The sequence below is a fragment of the Streptomyces sp. NPDC017991 genome, from assembly GCF_044328075.1.
Taxonomy (GTDB): Bacteria; Actinomycetota; Actinomycetes; order Streptomycetales; family Streptomycetaceae; genus Streptomyces.
Map to the genome: position 1 here is coordinate 275,439 of NZ_JBIRGP010000007.1, position 17,869 is coordinate 293,307.

The following is a 17,869-nucleotide window of genomic DNA, read 5'->3' on the forward strand; positions in this document are numbered from 1 at the left end:
CGGGCTGGATGCGTTCGCAACTCATCACGGCCGCCCATTAGCGGGAGGTCGGCGGCGAGCGGTAATGTTCGACATTGCCGAACGGTGGCAGCGAAGCGGCGACCGACGGTCCAAGGGGACGGAGGGCACGACGGCGATGGCACGGAACATCCAGTCGCTCGAACGGGCGGCCGCGATGCTGCGGCTGCTCGCGGGCGGGGAGCGACGGCTCGGCCTGTCGGACATCGCCTCGTCGCTGGGCCTGGCGAAGGGCACGGCCCACGGGATCCTGCGCACACTGCAGCAGGAGGGCTTCGTCGAGCAGGACGGGCCCTCCGGGCGCTACCAGCTGGGCGCCGAGCTGCTGCGCCTGGGGACGACCTATCTCGACGTGCACGAACTGCGGGCGCGCGCCCTGGTGTGGACCGACGACCTGGCCCGCTCCAGTGGCGAGAGCGTCTATCTGGGGGTGCTGCACCAGCAGGGCGTACTGATCGTGCACCACGTGTTCAGGCCCGACGACAGCCGGCAGGTGCTGGAGGTCGGGGCCATGCAGCCCCTGCACTCCACGGCGCTGGGCAAGGTCCTGTCGGCGTACGACCCGGTGGCGCACAGCGAGGTCCTGGAGGCCGAGCGCGAGGAGTTCACGGCGCGCACGATCAGCGCGCCGGAGGCGTTCGAGCACGTCCTCGACCTGACCCGCGCGCGCGGGTACGCGGCCGATGTCGAGGAGACCTGGACGGGGGTGGCCTCGGTGGCGGCGCCCATCCACAACCAGCGGCGGATGCCCGTCGGCGCGGTGGGGGTCACGGGGGCGGTGGAGCGTGTCTGCGACAAGGACGGCGGGCTGCGTCCCGAGCTGATCGCCGCCGTCCGCGACTGTGCCCGTTCGGTCTCCAGGGACCTGGGCGCCGGGCGGTTCTGAGTCCGCGCCGAGCCCTGGGTGGGGCCTGGCCGAGTCCGGGCCCGCGATCGTGGGAAGAAGGCCGGTACGTCGTCGACGTACCGGCCTTCTTCGCGCCCCGCCGGCCACGGAACGTTCCTGCTCGCACGCGGTGTGCGGCCGTTCTCATGATCGATGGGTCACAGCGGTCAGTAACGATCGTGTTTTCGGCAACAGGGGCCTTGACGAGGTGGTATTGGCGGAGCAAGACTCCCGTCCATCGGTCGGCATTGTCGAACACCTACCGGCAATACGCGTTAGAGTGTGACAAGGCCAAGGGCCGGCAACGACCTCACCTGAGGTCGCGAACCACCGGAGGGACCCGGGGTTCGCCTTCCCCTGGACGAAGGACAAAGGAGTCGCGGGTGTCCAGCTCCGACATCTTCATCGGCGAGACCATAGGTACCGCCATACTCATCCTGCTCGGCGGTGGCGTGTGCGCCGCCGTCACACTGAAGGCCTCCAAGGCACGTAACGCCGGGTGGCTCGCCATCACCTTCGGGTGGGGCTTCGCGGTGATGACCGCCGTGTACATATCGGCGCCGCTCTCCGGTGCCCATCTGAACCCGGCCGTCACCCTCGGCATCGCGATCAAGGACGACGACTGGAGCAACGTCCTGACCTATTGGTCGGGCCAGCTCCTCGGCGCCATGATCGGCGCGGTACTCGTGTGGATCGCGTACTACGGACAGTTCCTCGCGCACCTCACCGACCGCGCCATCGTTGGAGACCAGCACAGTGTGGGCGGCGCCGGTACACAGGACGTCAAGTCCGTGGAGGCCCGGGAGGCCAAGGCGGGTCCGGTGCTCGGTGTCTTCTCCACCGGCCCGGAGGTCCGGGTCGCGTGGCAGAACATCGCCACGGAGATCATCGGCACCATCGTGCTGGTGCTCGCGGTCCTCACCCAGGGGCTCAACGACAGCGGCAAGGGTCTCGGCACCCTGGGCGCGCTGATCACCGCCTTCGTGGTCGTCGGCATCGGTCTCTCGCTCGGTGGTCCGACGGGGTACGCGATCAACCCGGTCCGTGACCTCGGCCCGCGCATCGTGCACGCCCTGCTGCCCCTGCCCAACAAGGGCGGTTCGGACTGGAGCTACGCCTGGATCCCGGTCGCCGGACCGCTGATCGGCGGAGCGATCGCCGCGGGCATCTACAACGTCGCCTTTGCTTAGAGCTTTACAGCTTTGCTTGGAGCCGTACGTCCGCTCGGCGCCGACGTCCGTCCGGTACGGGACGGACGTCGGCCGGAGCCGGGAGCAATACGCCGTAAGCCAGCCCTTCATCCACGGACCTTCAGGAGCACACCGTGACCGACGCGCACACCGCCGGCCCCTTCATCGCCGCCATCGACCAGGGCACCACCTCCAGCCGCTGCATCGTCTTCGACCGGGACGGGCGGATCGTCTCCGTCGACCAGAAGGAGCACGAGCAGATCTTCCCGAAGCCGGGCTGGGTCGAGCACAACGCCGCCGAGATCTGGACCAACGTCCAGGAGGTCGTCGCCTCGGCCGTGGAGAAGGCCGGCATCACCCGCGACGACATCAAGGCCATCGGCATCACCAACCAGCGCGAGACGACGCTGCTGTGGGACAAGAACACCGGTGAGCCCGTCCACAACGCCCTCGTCTGGCAGGACACCCGCACGGACGCGCTCTGCAAGGAGCTCGGCCGCAACGTCGGCCAGGACCGCTTCCGCCGCGAGACCGGCCTGCCGCTCGCCTCGTACTTCGCCGGTCCCAAGGCCCGCTGGCTGCTGGACAACGTCGAGGGCCTGCGCGAGCGCGCCGAGGCCGGCGACATCCTCTTCGGCACGATGGACAGCTGGGTCATCTGGAACCTGACGGGCGGTGTGAACGGCGGCCGGCACGTCACCGACGTCACCAACGCCTCCCGCACGATGCTGATGAACCTGCACACCATGCAGTGGGACGAGAAGATCGCCGAGTCCATCGGCGTCCCGCTGAACATGCTGCCCGAGATCCGCTCCTCCGCCGAGGTGTACGGCGAGGTCACCGGCGGCAAGCTGGGCGATCTGCTCGGTGGCATCCCGGTCGCCTCCGCGCTCGGCGACCAGCAGGCGGCCCTGTTCGGCCAGACCTGTTTCGCCGAGGGCGAGGCCAAGTCCACGTACGGCACCGGCACGTTCATGCTGATGAACACCGGCGACAAGCTCATCAACTCGTACAGCGGTCTGCTGACCACCGTCGGCTACCAGATCGGCGACCAGAAGCCGGTCTACGCCCTTGAGGGGTCCATCGCCGTCACCGGCTCGCTCGTCCAGTGGATGCGCGACCAGATGGGCCTGATCAAGTCCGCCGCCGAGATCGAGACGCTCGCGCTGTCGGTCGAGGACAACGGCGGCGCGTACTTCGTGCCGGCCTTCTCCGGTCTGTTCGCCCCGTACTGGCGCCCCGACGCCCGCGGTGTGATCACCGGCCTGACCCGGTACGTCACCAAGGCGCACATCGCGCGCGCCGTCCTGGAGGCCACGGCCTGGCAGACCCGTGAGATCAGCGACGCCATGACGAAGGACTCCGGCGTCGAGCTCGCGGCCCTCAAGGTCGACGGCGGCATGACCTCCAACAACCTGCTGATGCAGACCCTGGCCGACGTCCTGGACGCCCCCGTGGTGCGCCCGATGGTCGCCGAGACCACCTGCCTCGGCGCCGCCTACGCCGCCGGTCTCGCCGTCGGCTTCTGGACGAACACCGAGGACCTGCGCGCCAACTGGCGCAGGGCCGCGGAATGGACCCCGAACATGGCCGCGGAGACCCGCGACCGTGAGTACAAGAGCTGGCTCAAGGCCGTCGAGCGGACCATGGGCTGGCTCGAAGACGATGCTGACGAGGAGTAATTCGCAATGACCACCCTGCAGAGTGTCCCGGCTCTTGGGACGCACCCGGCCAATGGCTCCGCCGCGTTCCATGCGAAGGCAGTGGGCCGCGCCGAGACCCGGGAGCAGCTGTCCAGGTCGACATACGACCTCCTGGTGATCGGTGGCGGAATCCTGGGCATCTCCACCGCCTGGCATGCCGCGCAGTCGGGTCTGCGGGTGGCCCTGGTCGACGCCGGCGACTTCGCCGGCGCGACCTCCTCCGCCTCCTCCAAGCTGCTCCACGGCGGTCTGCGCTACCTGCAGACCGGTGCGGTGAAACTGGTGGCGGAGAACCACTTCGAGCGCCGTGCGGTCTCCCGTCAGGTGGCCCCCCACCTGGCGAACCCGCTCACGTTCTACCTCCCCGTGTACAAGGGCGGGCCGCACGGCGCGGCGAAGCTGGGCGCGGGTGTCTTCGCGTACTCGGCGCTCTCGGCCTTCGGTGACGGCGTCGGGCACCTGCTCTCGCCGTCGAAGGCCGCGCAGGACGTTCCCGAGCTGCGTACGGACAATCTGAAGGCCGTGGCCGTGTACGGCGACGACCAGATGAACGACTCCCGGATGGCGCTGATGACGGTCCGCGCGGCCGTCGAGTCGGGTGCCACCGTGCTCAACCACGCCGCGGTCACCGGCCTGCGCTTCACCCGTGGCCGGGTGACCGGCGCCGAGCTGAAGGACACGCTCTCCGGTGACGAGTTCGGCGTGTCCGCGCGCCTGGTGCTGAACGCGACCGGGCCGTGGGTGGACCACCTGCGCAAGATGGAGGACGAGAACGCGGCGCCGTCCATCCGCCTCTCCAAGGGCGCGCACCTGGTCCTCAAGCGCACCTCCCCCTGGAAGGCCGCGCTGGCCACGCCGATCGACAAGTACCGCATCACCTTCGCCCTCCCCTGGGAGGACATGCTGCTGCTCGGCACGACCGACGAGGAGTACGAGGGCGACCCGGCGGACGTCTCGGTCACCGAGAAGGACATCTCACAGATCCTGGACGAGGCCGCCTTCTCGATCCGCGACAAGCAGCTGACCCGCGATCTGATCACGTACTCCTTCGCGGGTCTGCGCGTCCTGCCCGGTGGCCCCGGCGACACGTCGAAGGCCAAGCGGGAGACGGTCGTCACCGAGGGCCGGGGCGGCATGCTGTCCGTCGCCGGCGGCAAGTGGACGACCTTCCGGCACATCGGCCGGACCGTCATGAAGCAGTTGGAGTCGCTGCCGGGCCGTCCGCTCGGTGAGGACTTCGAGCCGATCTCGGCGCTCCCGAAGAAGCTGCCGCTGCCCGGTGTCGCCAACCCGCGCGCGGTCGCGCACCGGCTCCTGGTCGACTCGCCCGCGCCCGGTCCGCGCATGGCAGCCGACACGGCCAGGCACCTGGCGACGCACTACGGCTCGCTGGCCTTCGACATCGCCCGCCTGGCCGAGGACAACCCGGAGCTGGCCGGACGCGTGCACGAGGACGCCCCCGAGATCTGGGCGCAGGTCGTCTACGCCCGCGACAACGAGTGGGCGGAGACGGCGGACGACGTCCTGCGCCGCCGCACGACCCTGACGATCCGTGGCCTCGCGGACGACGAGATACGGGGCAAGGTCCAGAACCTCCTCGACAACAAGTAGGCCCGGGGCCCCGCGCCCCTTGAGGGGCGCGGGGAACCGCGCGACCAGCCCCCACCGGCCCGCAGGCGAAACGCTCAGTTCTGCCAACGCCCGCCCGAGAAGCGGGTAAGCGCACCGGCGAGGTCGGGCGGCACGCTCTCCCTGAAGGTCATCGCCATCACCAGGTACCACCCGTCCCGCCCCCGGAACATCCGCGGTGGTTCCGGCGCGCCCGGCCGGAGCCGTACATGGGGTCCGAACACCCGCTGGTTGCGGCCTCGGACGTACACCTGCCGGACACGAACGGCGAGAACGTCCTCCCAGGCGTACGCGGCCCGGCGTCTTCCCCTGGACGCGACGATCCCCCAGTGGTCGATCCGCAGGGTCAGGTGCAGCTTCGGCAGCAGGAACACGGCCACGTTCACGAACACGGCGAACGCGGGCCAGAACAGCACGCTGCTCCAGCCCATCGCGTTGTCCCAGTTGCCGGTCGCCGCCATGCGCACCGCCGCGAGCACCATGAAGAGACCGCACAGCGGCCAGTGCCCCAGCGGCAGACGCCGGTCACGGGCGTCCAGGACGTACTCGTGGTCGTTGGACACGACGGTGTAGCCGGACAGTTCGTGCAGCGGCGGTGGATTGTCCAGGACGTCGGAGAGCCGGGGCTGCGGCGCGGCGGGACGCGGCTGCCGCTGCTCCTGCCGGTACGGCTGGGGGCCGGTCACCGTGAACGGCTGCCGCGGGCCCGTGACCGTGAACGGCTGCCGCGGGCCGGCCCCGGTGGAGGCGGCCGGGAGCGGGTCCGCCGGGAGCACGGCGGACGGACGCCCGGCCAGATGTTCCTGCAGCCGGAGATGCCGGAACCGGTACGTGCCCCCGTACCGCTGGAGCAGTCCCCCGCCGTACGCGTCCCGCAGGAACTCCATGAGGGACCACGGCACCCGGCCGAGCACGGCGAGCCATGACTTGGAGACCACCCACAGGCACCACGGGCTGACGGCGACCAGGACGATCACCGCGCCTGTCATGCCCTTGGCGAAGGCGACCCAGAAGTCGACCGTGCCGTGCTCGGTCAGCAGGCTGTGCGCCCCGGTGCCCAGGCCGATCAGCGGGGCGACCACGGCGAGGGTGAGCAGGCCGGCGCGGCGCTCGCCGGCCAGGAGTTCGTCCGGCGTCGCCGCGTCGACCGTGTCGGCGGGCGCGGCGATCACGAGCATCACGAGCGCGGGAAGGATGTATCCGAAGACGGCCTGAGCCGTGAACGCGTCCCGGTGATGTGTGCCCTGGGCCAGGAACAGGAGGAACGCGCCGGGCACCACGAGCATGGCGAGCGAGGCAAGGGCGCGGCGCACGGAGGCCGCCCGGGTCGCGGAGCGCAGCACGGCACCCGCCTTGAAGGGGTTGGCCCTGCGGCGCGGTTCCCAGAAGCGGTCGCCGTACCACTGGAGCGTGGTCAGCTGGATGCCGGTGGCCAGGATCGCGGCGCCGAACAGGTAGTTGCGGTCGAACAGGTCGATGTTCAGCTGGGGCGAGTCGCTGAAGGTGTTCTCCACGCGCGTCACCACGGCCATCACCGACTCGGTGAGCGCGATGCAGAGGGCCACCAGGGTCGGTATGGCGAGCAGCCGTGCCGCCCTCGCCCGGTTCAGCCGCCACCAGGCGAACTCGCCGGTGCGGCGGCGTTCCAGCTCGCGGGCGAGGAACGCGAGCCAGCCCCGGGCGCGGGCGGGATTCCAGTGGCCCGGCGCGTGCAGCCGCTCGCTGTCGTGGGCGCGGGGTGCGAAGGCGGCCGGGATCACCGTGTCCATCAGGTGGCGCTCGACCGCCTCCCGGGTGGGCAGCCGGGCGCGGTCGGCGAGGCGGGCCGGGTCGGTGTGGGCCGGCCGGTGGGCGCGCCGGGCGAGCCAGATCATCAGCGGGGTGGAGAGGGCCTGGCCGAGGGGTCCTTCGGGGTGTTCGGCGAGTTCGTCGAGGACCGGGCCCCACTGTTCGTGCCGTGCCGGGTCGGCCGTGCGCAGCAGATGGACCACGGCGTCGCGCGGGCCCACCGGCAGCGCCTCGATGTCCGAGGCGCCCACGACCCTGACGTCGAGTGTCCGGTACTCCTGGGTCCGGGAGGCCAGCACGAAGCCCAACTCCCTGGGTGCGGAGTTCAGTTCGCGGACCACGGCGGCCCTGCGGTGGTCGGGGAGTTCGTCGAGGCCGTCGAGTACGGGCAGGACGCGGCCGTCGCGTACGAGGCGGCGGGCCGGATGCGCGCCGGCCACCCGGGGCAGTCCGGGGTGGTCCTCGGTGAGCCGGCCGACCAGCCAGTCGCGCAGCCCCACGCTCTCCGCGTCCCACGACTCCAGCGAGAGGAGCAGCGGGACGGGTACGCCCCGGTCGCCGGGCACGCGGCGGGTCACGTCGCCCAGATGGCGTGCGGCGAGCAGGACGACGGTCATGGCGAGCAGGGTCGACTTGCCGGAGCCTGGGCCGCCGAGCACGAGGAGGCGCCGTGCGTCCAGGGCGAGCAGGGTGTCCACGATGGCGCCCAGGCGGTCGCTGCGCGCGGGCCGTACCGCGGTGGCGTCCGTGGCCGGTGCCGTGGCGCCGGCCGGGGCGGTGGCTCCCCAGCGGGCGAGCCAGCGCACCGCGAGCGGGCCCTCGATGTCGCCGAGTTCCCAGGCGGCCACCTCGCCCGACCACTGGGCGCGTACGGACCGGGCGAGTTCCTCGGCCGCGGTGTCGACGGGCTCGCGCGGGGGCGGCAGGTTGACGACCAGGTCGCCCTGGATCCAGCCGGCCTGGACGAGGTATTCGATCGTGCTGTCGCGCACGATGTTGCGCACCTCGGACGGTGGTCTCCACCCGTCCCGCCCCTGGCCGCCGTGCCCCCCGTCGCGCCCGCCCCGTCCGCCCCGTAGCGTTTCCATGAGCAGATTGTCACCGTGCGCACGCTGCCCGTCACGGGAAATCACAGCATCGGCACACCTGTTGGCTCGTTCACATCCGCGATGCCCTGATGCCGTCGACGCTGCTGAGGCTGCCGACGTTCGCTACGTTCTCTGCGTTCTCGATGGCTTCGACGTCCTCGATGTCCTCGGGGCGGAGCAACTCCGTTCTGCGGAGGATGAGTTGCCGTCCGAGCCGGAGCGTGGCGCGTGAGGCGGGGACCGGGTCGGGCAGGGTCGTCAGGTCGGTGAGGTGGGCGAAGCCGATGACGCGGCGCACGATCTCGGTGCCGGCGAATCCGACGGCGTCGGTCCACACCCGGCGCAGGAAGCGGTCGAGGTAGGCGTCGTCGAAGAAGGTGTCCACGCGGGTCGGCCACAGACGGCGGAACTCGGACTCGAACCCCTCCCAGGCAAGCCGGAGTTGGGCGGCGTGGTCGGTGACCGTGCCCAGAGCCCGCGCCCGGGCCGTGGCTACCAGGACGTTGGCCCAGTACAGGCCGAGGTCGTAGCCGATCGGGCCGACGAAGGAGAACTCCGGGTCGAAGACCCGGATCACGGGGGTGTCGTCGCGTTCTCCGACCATGACGCTGCCGGTGTGCAGGTCGCCGTGGAGCAGGGCCTGCGCGGACGTCATGAAGGTGTGGCGGAGGTCGGCGACCTCGGTGCGCAGCCGGGTGTCGGAGCGGAACTCGGCGGCGAGGTCGTCGAGTTCGGGGTGCCAGTGGTTGTGCTCGTGCTCGACGTACGGCTCGGAGAGGACGACGTCCTCGGTGATCCTGCACAGCTCGGGGCTGACGGAGGCCGCGATCAGTGCCTTGCGCTCGGCGGACGGCATACCGAAGTCGCTGGTGGCGAAGGTGAGTTGGGCGACGAACTCGCCGATCCTGTGTGAGGTGTCCGGGCCGTAGGAGCCGCCCTCGTTGAGGACCGTGCGCAGGACCTCCAGGTCGGACATGTCCTCCATGACGAGGGCGTGGTTGGCGGCGTCGTAACCGAGGATCGCCGGGATCTTGTCCGGGGCGACCCTGGCGACCTGCTGGTAGGCGCGGGCCTCGGCGTCGGCACGCTCGGGGCTCATCGGCCAGGAGGGACCCGCGACCCGGACCCAGGGCAGGGCCTGCTTGACGGCGAGGCCGCGGGTGCCGGCGCCGTTCGAGGCAAGGAACACGCGGTTCATGTTGCCGTCGGAGACCTCGCGGACCTGGATGTCGTCCGGGTCGTCCCAGTGGCCGCGCTCGCGCAGGTACGCGGGCACGTCCTCGGTCTCCAGGATGCGGTAGTCCATGTGAACTCCCTTGTGCGGTAAGGCTGTTCGGTCTGGTTGTTCGGTACGCGGCAGACGGTCGGCGGTGCGGCTACGCGGTGCGGCGCCTGGCCAGGGTGAAGCTGAAGATCAGGGCGAGGATGAGGACCGCGCCCTCGACGACGTCCTGCGTGTAGTACGGCAGGCCCTTGATGGTCAGTCCGGTCGTGATGATGCCGATCAGGACGGCACCCAGCGCGGTGCCCCAGACGTTCGGGCGGCCCCGGCCGAGGACGGAGGTGCCGACCAGGGCGACCGCCACCGCCTCCAGGAGCTGGGAGGTGCCGGCCGAGACGTCCCCCTGGCCGATACGGGAGGCCAGGATGAGGCCGCCGATCGAGGCGAGGACGCCGGACAGGACGTACGCCAGGGCCCGGTAGGCGCCGACGCGGATGCCGGCCAGCCGGGAGGCCTCCGGGTTCGCGCCGATCGCGTACAGGACGCGGCCCCAGCGGGTGCGGGCGAGGAACACCCAGGCGACGACCGTGAGCGCGCCGAAGATCAGCACCGAGACCGGGATGCCGAGGACCGTGCCGCGGTCGATGCGCAGGAAGCCCTCGGTGAACCTGCCCGGCGCGGTGGAGCCGTCGGACTGGGTCATGCCGGGGGTGATGGACTGGCCGTCGACCAGGACGAGTTTGGTGCCCTGGATCACGAACATGGTGCCGAGCGTGGCCAGCATGTCGGGGATCTTGAGGACCACGATCAGCAGCGCGTTGAGCAGCCCGGCGAGCGCGCCCGCCGCGATCACGGCGAGGATCGCCACGAGCCCGACCTGGTTGTACGAGACCATCGTCTTGGCGGCGACCGTGACGCCGAGCCCCGCGACGGCGCCGACGGACATGTCGATGCCGCCCACGGCCATGGTGAGGGTGACGCCCAGGCCGAGGATCGCGGCGACGGACACGTACCGGAGGGTGTCCAGGAGCGTCGCGGAGTCGCGGAAGGACGGCTCGCTGAGCGCGAAGTACGCGAAGAGCGTGACGGTGACGAAGATGAAGCCGTACTTGATGACGGCGCCCTGGACCCGCAGGGCCGGGGAGGTCGCGGGCGGAAGGGCCGCCTTGGTCGGCACCTCGGTGCTCTGGGTGGTGGTCATGGCGTGCTTCCCCGTGCTTCCCGCTGTGGCTTCGTGGTGGCCGGCATCAGACGGACGCCGAGATGGTCCGGATGACGCGGTCGCGCTCCGCGTCCTCGCCGTACGCGTCGAGGTGGATCTCGCCCGCGGCGAGGACGACGACCCGGTCGGCGACCTCCAGGACCTCGTCGACGTCGGCGGACAGGACGAGGACGGCGGCCCCTTCGGCGGCCAGGGCGCGGGCCCGGCGGCCGATGTCCCGACGGGCACCGATGTCCACGCCTCGGAACGGCTCGTCCAGGATGAGGACACGGGGTTTCTCGGCGAGCCAGCGACCGACGACGACCTTCTGCTGGTTGCCGCCGGACAGCTCCTCCACCGTGCTGTGCTCGTCGCGGGCGACGACGCCGAGCTGTTCGATGGTGTCGCGGCCGAGGGCGTTCTCCCTGCGTCGGTTCACGAGCCCGGCCGTGGAGAGGGACCTGAGGAACGGCAGCGAGACGTTCTGGGCCAGCGACCAGCCGGGGACCAGGGCGTCGGTGTGCCGGTCCTCCGGGACGAGATGCACACCCCGGCGGATCGCGTCGGCGGGGCGGCGGGGCGCGTAGGGCCTGCCGTCCAGCTCGACGGTTCCGCTCGGGAACGGCTCGGCGCCGAAGAGGCCGCGGGCCAGTTCGGTCTTGCCCGCGCCCAGCAGCCCGACCACACCGGTGACCTCACCCGCCCGGAGATCGAGGTCCTGGGGGGTACGGCCCGGGAGCAGCGGTACGCCCTTGAGTGAGACGGCGATCTCACCGGAACCGGAACCGGAACCCGCGTCAGTGCCGGTGCCTGTGCCGGTGCCTGTGTCTCTGGCTTGCTTGGCGTCCGTGGGGCGGGCCGTCCGCGCGCCCTGGGCCTGCGCGAGCATGGCGTGCAGGGCGCGGTCCCAGTCGAAGGGCTTGGCCTGGTCCTCGGTGAGACGGCCGTCCCGAAGGACGACCAGCCGGTCGGCGAGCGCGTCGATCTCGCCGAGGCGGTGGGAGACGTACAGGACGGCGATGCCGTCGTCCCGCATCCGTTCGACGAGTGCGAACAGGCGCTCGGCCTCGGCGGCGGAGAGGGCGGAGGTCGGTTCGTCGAGGACGAGGAGGCGGGGGCTGGTCGCGAGAGCGCGGGCAAGGATGAGCAACTGCCGGTCGGAGATGCCGAGTTCGGTGACGTCCCGCTTGAGGATCTGGTCGCTCCAGCCGAGGTCGAGCGCCGACTGGATCTCTCGGGCGCGGGCCAGCAGCCGGCGTCCGTCGAGGAACGGGTTGCCGCGCCGCTGGGCCAGTTCCTCGAAGACGAGGTTCTCGGCGACCGTGAGACCGGGGACGATCCCCTCGCCGATGCGCTGGTGCACGGTCTGGATGCCCAGCTGGCGGGCGGCGAGCGGGGACCCGAGGGCGGCGGGCTCGCCGTTCACCTCGACCTGTCCGCTGTGGTCGGTGTGCACCCCGGAGAGGATCTTGATCAGGGTGGACTTGCCCGCGCCGTTGGCGCCGAGCAGCGCGACCACGCTGCCGGGCGCGATGTCCAGCGAGACGGACTCCAGGACCGTCTTCCCGCCGAAGGCCATACCGACGTCACGCAGGCTCACGGCGGCGGGAGCGGCCGACGGAGCAGCCGGTGGGCCGCCGGGCCGGTCGCCGGGCCGGTCGCCGGACCTGTCGCCGGACCTGTCGCCGGACCTGTCAGTGGACCTGTCAGTGGGCCGGTCAGTGGGCTGGTCAGTGGGCTGGTCAGTGGGCGACATTGGGGATCCAGTCGGCCGTGCTGACCTTGGCGAGGTCCAGCGCGGGCAGCGCCTCGCGCAGCTGGTCCATGTTCTCGATGCTCTTGCTCTTCAGGAAGTCCTGGGTGATCGCGACGGCCGGGAACTCGACCGAGGTCTTGTTCAGCTGTCCGGCCAGTTCCAGGGCCGCGGTCCGGACGACGGCGGCGCCGACCGCCGAGGGGTCCGTGCCCGCGGTGGCCACCCAGGGGCTGTCCTTGGCGGTCATGTTCTGGATGTCGGCGTTGGAGACGTCCGCGCCGAAGACCTTCACCTTGCCCTGGAGCTTCTTGTTGTTGACGGCGAGGACGGTGCCCTTGGCGAGTTCGTCGTAGGGGGCGAAGACGCCCGCCACGTCCGAGTGCTGGGTGAGCGCGGCGCTGACCAGGGGCACGTTGTCGGTGGCCGTGGAGTCGGTCACCTTGCCGACCTTGAACGCCTGCTTCCAGCCGTTGGCGTCGGCCGTCTTCTTCCAGACGCTGTCGCGCTTGTCGAGGGCCGCGTACCCGGCGACGTTGACGTAGCCGACCTTCGCGTCCTTGCCGAGTTCGTCGGCCATCACGTCGAGGACGGCCTGGGCCATGCTGGCGTCGTCCTGCTTGGTGCTGACGACCGACTTGTTCGTGGTCTCCACGTCGTAGACGACGACCTTGATGCCCTTCTTCACCGCCTTGTCGATCTCCGGCTGGATCGTGGCCGGGAAGCCGTGGTCGACGATGATCGTCTTCGCCCCGGAGTTGATGGCCGAGGAGAGGTCGGTGGCCTGCTTGGCGTTGTCCGCCTGGGCGTCGTACACCGTCAGGTCGATGCCGAGGGCCTTGGCCTGGGCCTTGGCTCCGTTGCCCCACTGCTCGAAGTAGTCGCCGGCGCCGCTCTGCCGGACCAGCGCGACCTTGACCTTGCCCTCGCTGAAGGGCGCGGGCTTCTTTCCGGTGGCGGTGGCGGCGGGCGCGGCGCTGTCGCCGGCCTTCTGCGAGGCGTCCGACGACTGCGAGCACCCGGCGAGGAGGAGGGCGGAGGCGGAGGCCAGCGAGAGTGCGGCGAACGGCAGACGCGTACGGGGCAGACGGGTGCGGGGCAGACGAGCACGAGTACGGGGCATGACGGCTCCAGGGGCGGTGCGCGGAAGGAAGGAAGAGGGCGTGCGGAGTGCGGGGGTGCCGGTCCGGAGCGCCGGGGCGGGGGCCAATTCAGGCCATGGCCGCGGGCGGGTCAGCGACAGCGGGCTGTGGTCGACCGGAGCAAGTCCACGTACAGCCGCCGCACGAGCAGCAGCGTCTTCATACGCAGATCATGAGAACGTTTCCAGCCAGCCGTCAAAGTATTGGGACCGCATTCTCAGTAGTTGAGACAACAACTTCGTCACACTCGGCCGACCACCGGTCGGGAGTTACGATCTCGGGACCGGCACCCGACCCGGGACAGTGAGGTCTCCGATGGCGACACCAGGCGCGACAGCGACACACCGCTGTACCGGCGCGGTGTGTCGCGGCTGATCACGGGTCCGGATCCCCACGTCGGGATCCCTGCTTCGAGCCGCCGCTCGCCGCGCTGAACCGGGTCGCCTGCCTTTCGACCGGTCCGGCCGGCCGGACCGGTCGCCGGTCCGGTATCCGGACAGGTGTCCACCGTTCCGGGCCGTCCACGGTTCCGGGCCGTCCGCCGTCCTTGTCCTTCGTCCCTCCCCACTCCTGGAGTTGCTCCCATGACCTTGCTGACCACGTGGCCCGAGTCCGGACCCGAGACGACGGTGCGCCGCACCTCCGAGCCCGCCGAGATCGCCGCCGCGCTCGCTCCGCTCGGGGTGCGCTACGAGCAGTGGCCGGTCCGCGAGGACGTTCCCGCGGACGCCGACACCGAGACCGTCTTCGCCGCGTACGGCCGGGAGATCGACAAGCTGAACGCCGAGGAGGGCTTCACCACGGTCGACGTCCTCGGGCTGCACCCGAGCGACGACCCCGAGTTCCCGGCGAAGGCGAAGGCCGCGCGGGAGAAGTTCCTCCAGGAGCACACCCACGACGACGATGACGAGGTCCGGTTCTTCGTCGCGGGCTCCGGGATCTTCTATCTGCACGTCGACGGCGAGGTGCACGCCGTGTTCTGCGAGAAGGGCGACCTGCTGGGCGTGCCGCGCGGCACGACGCACTGGTTCGACATGGGGACCTCGCCCGCCTTCACCGCGATCCGGTTCTTCCACGAGGAGGACGGCTGGATCGGCAGCTTCACCGGTTCGACCATCGCCGGCCGCTTCCCCGACTACGACACCATCGCGGCGGGGTACGAGCAGGACCGGGCCGCGGCGTGAGCCTGCGGTTGACGTTCGACGTGGACGCCGTGGTGCTCGACATCGAGGGCACCACGAGCGCCACGGGTTTCGTCGTCGACGTGCTCTACCCGTACTCGCGCTCCCGTTTCGCGGCGCTGCTGGCGGAGCGGGGCGACGACCCGGAGGTGCGGCGGGCGGTCGACCAGGTACGTGAACTGCTCGGCGAGCCGGACGCCGACACCGTACGCGTCGAGAAGGCGCTCGACGTGTGGCTCGACGAGGACGTGAAGGCCACCCCGCTGAAGACCCTTCAGGGCCTCATCTGGTCGGAGGGGTTCGCCCGGGGCGACCTGGTCTCGCACTTCTACGACGACGTGGTGCCGGTGCTGCGGCGGTGGCACTCCGCCGGCGTACGGCTGCATGTGTACTCGTCCGGGTCCGTGGCCGCGCAGCGCGCGTGGTTCGCGAGCAGCCCGGACGGTGATCTGCTGCCGCTGGTCGACGGGTTGTACGACACGGAGAACGCGGGGCCGAAGCAGGAGCCGGAGTCGTACCGGCGTATCGCCGCGGCGACCGGTACGGAGGCCGGGCGCCTCCTCTTCCTCTCCGACCGGCCGGGCGAGCTGGACGCGGCGCGTGCCGCGGGCTGGCACGCGGTCGGGATCAGGCGGGCCGGTGAGCCGTACTACGAGCAGGGCGTCGGTGATCACGCGCAGGCGGGTTCGTTCGACGAGATCGACATCAGCGGCAGCGGCAGCGGCAGCGGCAGCGGCGCCAGAACTTCAGGGAGCACCACGTGAGTACGGACGTCAGCACGCTCGATCTGGAGGAGGCCGGGGCCGTCCTCGCCGCCGAGTCCGCCCGCTTCGCCTCGTTCGGCTGGATGCGCGGCACCTCCGGGAACCTGTCCGTGGTGCTCTCCCGCGATCCGCTGCGGCTCGCGGTCACCGCGAGCGGTCACGACAAGGGTGAACTGACGCCGGCGGATGTGGTGCTGGTCGACGGGCGGGGCTCCGCGGTGAGCGGTGGCAAACCGTCCGCCGAGGCGGAGCTGCACGCGCGCGTGGCGGCGCTGACCGGTGCGGGTGCCGTGGTGCACGTGCACACGGTGGCGTCCGTCGCGCTGGGGCGGCGGTCGCCGGGCGGGATCGTGCTCAAGGACCTGGAGATGCTGAAGGGTGTGGGGGTGCCGGCCCATGACGTGGAGGTCACCCTTCCCGTCATCGCCAACAGCCAGGACATGACGGTGCTCGGCGATCGGCTGGAGGCGGCGCGGGATCCTCGGATGCCGGCGGTTGTCGTGGCGGGCCACGGCTTGTACGTCTGGGGCGACACGGCTCGCCAGGCGCGCCACCACACGGAGGTCGTGGAGTGGCTCCTGGAACTGGAACTCACGGGCCGCTGAGCGCTCTTCGCCGACGGCGGGCTGGCGGGGACGTGCTGCGCCGTTCCCCGCGCCCCTTTAACGGGGACGCCGGACGTTCGTTCGCTGCGGGTGCGTGGGGGTTGGGCGCGCCGTTCCCCGCGCCCCTTAAGTGGCGGACGCCGGACGTTCGATTGCTGCGGGTGCGTCGAGGCTGGGCGCGCCGTTCGCCGCGTCCCTTTTGGGTGCTGAGTGGGTGCCCGTTTTCGGTTGCTGCGGGCAGAAGTTGGGGCGCAGCCCCGTTTTTAGGGGCGCGGGGAACTGCGCGGCACGCCCCCACCGGCGGTCAGCCGGGCGCCGGGAGGAGCCGGGCGCCAGGCCGGACTAGATCAGCCGGTCTCCCGGCAACTCCCCCGCGGAGACCTCCAGTACGCCCCGTTCCGTGACCAGCCCCGTCACCAAGCGCCCCGGCGTGACGTCGAACGCGGGGTTGTACCCGCGGGACCCCGCCGGCGCGGTCCGCACGCCCGACCACTCCAGCACCTCGGACCCGTCCCGCAGTTCGATGTGGATGTCGGCCCCCGTGGCCGTCGCCACATCGACTGTCGTCGTGGGCGCGGCCACCAGGAACGGCACACCCGCGTCGGCGCACGCCAGTGCGACCCCCACCGTGCCGACCTTGTTCGCCGTGTCCCCGTTGGCCGCGATCCGGTCGGCCCCGACGATCGCCGCGTCCACCTCGCCCCGAAGGATCGTCCCCGCCGCCGCCCCGTCCGCCTGGACGAAGTGCGGGATGCCCTCCTGCACCAACTCCCAGGCGGTGAGGCGCGAGCCCTGGAGCAAGGGACGCGTCTCGTCGGCGTACACGAGCTCCAGCCTCCCCCTCGCGTGCAGTTCGCGGATGACGCCGAGCGCCGTACCCCATCCGGCCGTGGCGAGCGCCCCGGTGTTGCAGTGCGTCAGCACCCGCAGCGGCCGGTCCACGCCGACACGCTTCAACAGCCAGTCCGCCCCGAACGCGCCCATCGCCCGGTTCGCCGCCACGTCCTCGCGCTGTACCGCGGCCGCCTCCGCCAGCACCGCGTCGAGGCCGTCGTCGAAGCGGGTCAGCACCCGGTCGACGCACACCATCAGGTTCACCGCGGTGGGCCGTGCCTCCCGGACACGCGCGACGGCCGCGAGCACCTGGCCGCGCGACCATCCCTCGCGCTCCCCCTGGAGCATCGCGAGCGCCACCCCGTACGCCCCGGCCGCCCCGATCGCGGGCGCCCCGCGGACGACGAGCCGCCGGATCGCGTCCACCAGGTCGTCCACGTCACGGATGTGGCGGGTCTCGGTGCGCTGCGGCAGGACGGTCTGGTCGATGAGGGCGAGGCTGTTTCCGGTCCAGTCGACAGCGCGCAGTTCCTGGGGCATAGCGGGGCACTCCTGAAGTTCCGAAGATGCGCGACACCGTACATGACCTCGGAGAACCCCGAGATGAGCGGCGGGAACCACAGTTCGAGACAGGTGCGCGGATGTCCGGAAACCGGTGTTACAGTCCAGCACCCGCAGCCCTGAAGGCCGATGTGTTGGAGGACGTGTGCTGCTGACGATGCGCCGCTTCCTCGACCACGGCCGCTGTGCAAGCGACGGCTGTCGACGCTGACCGCCGAGACACCGGCTCCCGTTCCGGTGTCCCCCGTGCCACCCCTGGTCCCCCTCACCTCTCAGCGTTTGTGCTGGAGCGCGCACCGCCGCA

At 71.0% G+C, this 17,869-nt stretch carries 13 protein-coding genes; 7 read left to right on the top strand and 6 right to left on the bottom strand.

The annotated features are described in order from the left end of the window. Positions 1-136: 136 nt before the first annotated feature. The 4 genes from ACH4DZ_RS22340 (at position 137) to ACH4DZ_RS22355 (ending at position 5,408) form a co-directional block, all read left to right on the top strand. Positions 137-904 carry an IclR family transcriptional regulator gene (locus ACH4DZ_RS22340; RefSeq protein WP_398289003.1) on the top strand — a complete coding sequence of 256 codons (768 nt, stop codon included), beginning with the start codon at positions 137-139 and terminating at the stop codon, positions 902-904. A 383-nt stretch (positions 905-1,287) separates the two neighbouring features. Next, positions 1,288-2,094 (top strand): MIP/aquaporin family protein, encoded by an 807-nt coding sequence (locus ACH4DZ_RS22345; RefSeq protein ID WP_398289004.1) that lies wholly within the window; start codon positions 1,288-1,290, stop codon positions 2,092-2,094. A 134-nt stretch (positions 2,095-2,228) separates the two neighbouring features. Continuing rightward, positions 2,229-3,776: a glycerol kinase GlpK gene (gene glpK / locus ACH4DZ_RS22350; protein ID WP_398289005.1), complete on the top strand. Its 1,548-nt coding sequence runs from the start codon at positions 2,229-2,231 to the stop codon at positions 3,774-3,776. Between the two features lie 6 nt (positions 3,777-3,782). Further along, entirely contained in the window at positions 3,783-5,408 is a 1,626-nt protein-coding gene (locus tag ACH4DZ_RS22355; RefSeq protein ID WP_398289006.1) for an FAD-dependent oxidoreductase, read from the top strand. Positions 5,409-5,482: 74 nt separating this feature from the next. Here the strand turns inward: ACH4DZ_RS22355 and ACH4DZ_RS22360 are convergent, their stop codons facing one another. The 5 genes from ACH4DZ_RS22360 to ACH4DZ_RS22380 all read right to left on the bottom strand — a co-directional run bounded on the left by ACH4DZ_RS22360 (position 5,483) and on the right by ACH4DZ_RS22380 (position 13,601). Further along, on the bottom strand, positions 5,483-8,206 hold the full coding sequence (locus ACH4DZ_RS22360) for an NACHT domain-containing protein (protein ID WP_398289007.1): 2,724 nt from the start codon (positions 8,204-8,206) through the stop codon (positions 5,483-5,485). 166 nt (positions 8,207-8,372) lie between these two features. Beyond that, positions 8,373-9,608 (bottom strand): S-methyl-5-thioribose kinase, encoded by a 1,236-nt coding sequence (mtnK, locus tag ACH4DZ_RS22365; protein ID WP_398289008.1) that lies wholly within the window; start codon positions 9,606-9,608, stop codon positions 8,373-8,375. Positions 9,609-9,678: 70 nt separating this feature from the next. Beyond that, the gene (locus ACH4DZ_RS22370; RefSeq protein WP_398289009.1) at positions 9,679-10,725 is read right to left on the bottom strand and encodes an ABC transporter permease; all 1,047 of its coding nucleotides are present in this window, start codon (positions 10,723-10,725) and stop codon (positions 9,679-9,681) included. A 46-nt stretch (positions 10,726-10,771) separates the two neighbouring features. After that, the gene (locus ACH4DZ_RS22375; protein WP_398289224.1) at positions 10,772-12,304 is read right to left on the bottom strand and encodes a sugar ABC transporter ATP-binding protein; all 1,533 of its coding nucleotides are present in this window, start codon (positions 12,302-12,304) and stop codon (positions 10,772-10,774) included. A 163-nt stretch (positions 12,305-12,467) separates the two neighbouring features. Continuing rightward, complete coding sequence (locus ACH4DZ_RS22380; RefSeq protein ID WP_398289010.1) at positions 12,468-13,601, bottom strand: substrate-binding domain-containing protein; 1,134 nt, start codon at positions 13,599-13,601, stop codon at positions 12,468-12,470. A gap of 603 nt (positions 13,602-14,204) precedes the next feature. Here ACH4DZ_RS22380 and ACH4DZ_RS22385 point away from each other — a divergent pair. Genes ACH4DZ_RS22385 through mtnB form a run of 3 tightly spaced genes read left to right on the top strand, consistent with a single transcriptional unit; the run spans position 14,205 to position 16,170 of the window. Then, complete coding sequence (locus tag ACH4DZ_RS22385; RefSeq protein ID WP_398289011.1) at positions 14,205-14,804, top strand: 1,2-dihydroxy-3-keto-5-methylthiopentene dioxygenase; 600 nt, start codon at positions 14,205-14,207, stop codon at positions 14,802-14,804. 2 nt (positions 14,805-14,806) lie between these two features. Further along, complete coding sequence (gene mtnC / locus ACH4DZ_RS22390) at positions 14,807-15,565, top strand: acireductone synthase (protein ID WP_398289225.1); 759 nt, start codon at positions 14,807-14,809, stop codon at positions 15,563-15,565. Continuing rightward, a complete protein-coding gene (gene mtnB / locus ACH4DZ_RS22395; RefSeq protein ID WP_398289012.1) occupies positions 15,562-16,170 on the top strand; it encodes a methylthioribulose 1-phosphate dehydratase in 609 nt (202 codons plus the stop codon). The genes mtnC and mtnB overlap by 4 nt, the downstream gene beginning before the upstream one ends. Positions 16,171-16,512: 342 nt before the next feature. Here mtnB and mtnA read toward each other — a convergent pair whose 3' ends face one another. Beyond that, the gene (gene mtnA / locus ACH4DZ_RS22400) at positions 16,513-17,544 is read right to left on the bottom strand and encodes an S-methyl-5-thioribose-1-phosphate isomerase (protein WP_398289013.1); all 1,032 of its coding nucleotides are present in this window, start codon (positions 17,542-17,544) and stop codon (positions 16,513-16,515) included. Positions 17,545-17,869 lie beyond the last annotated feature (325 nt).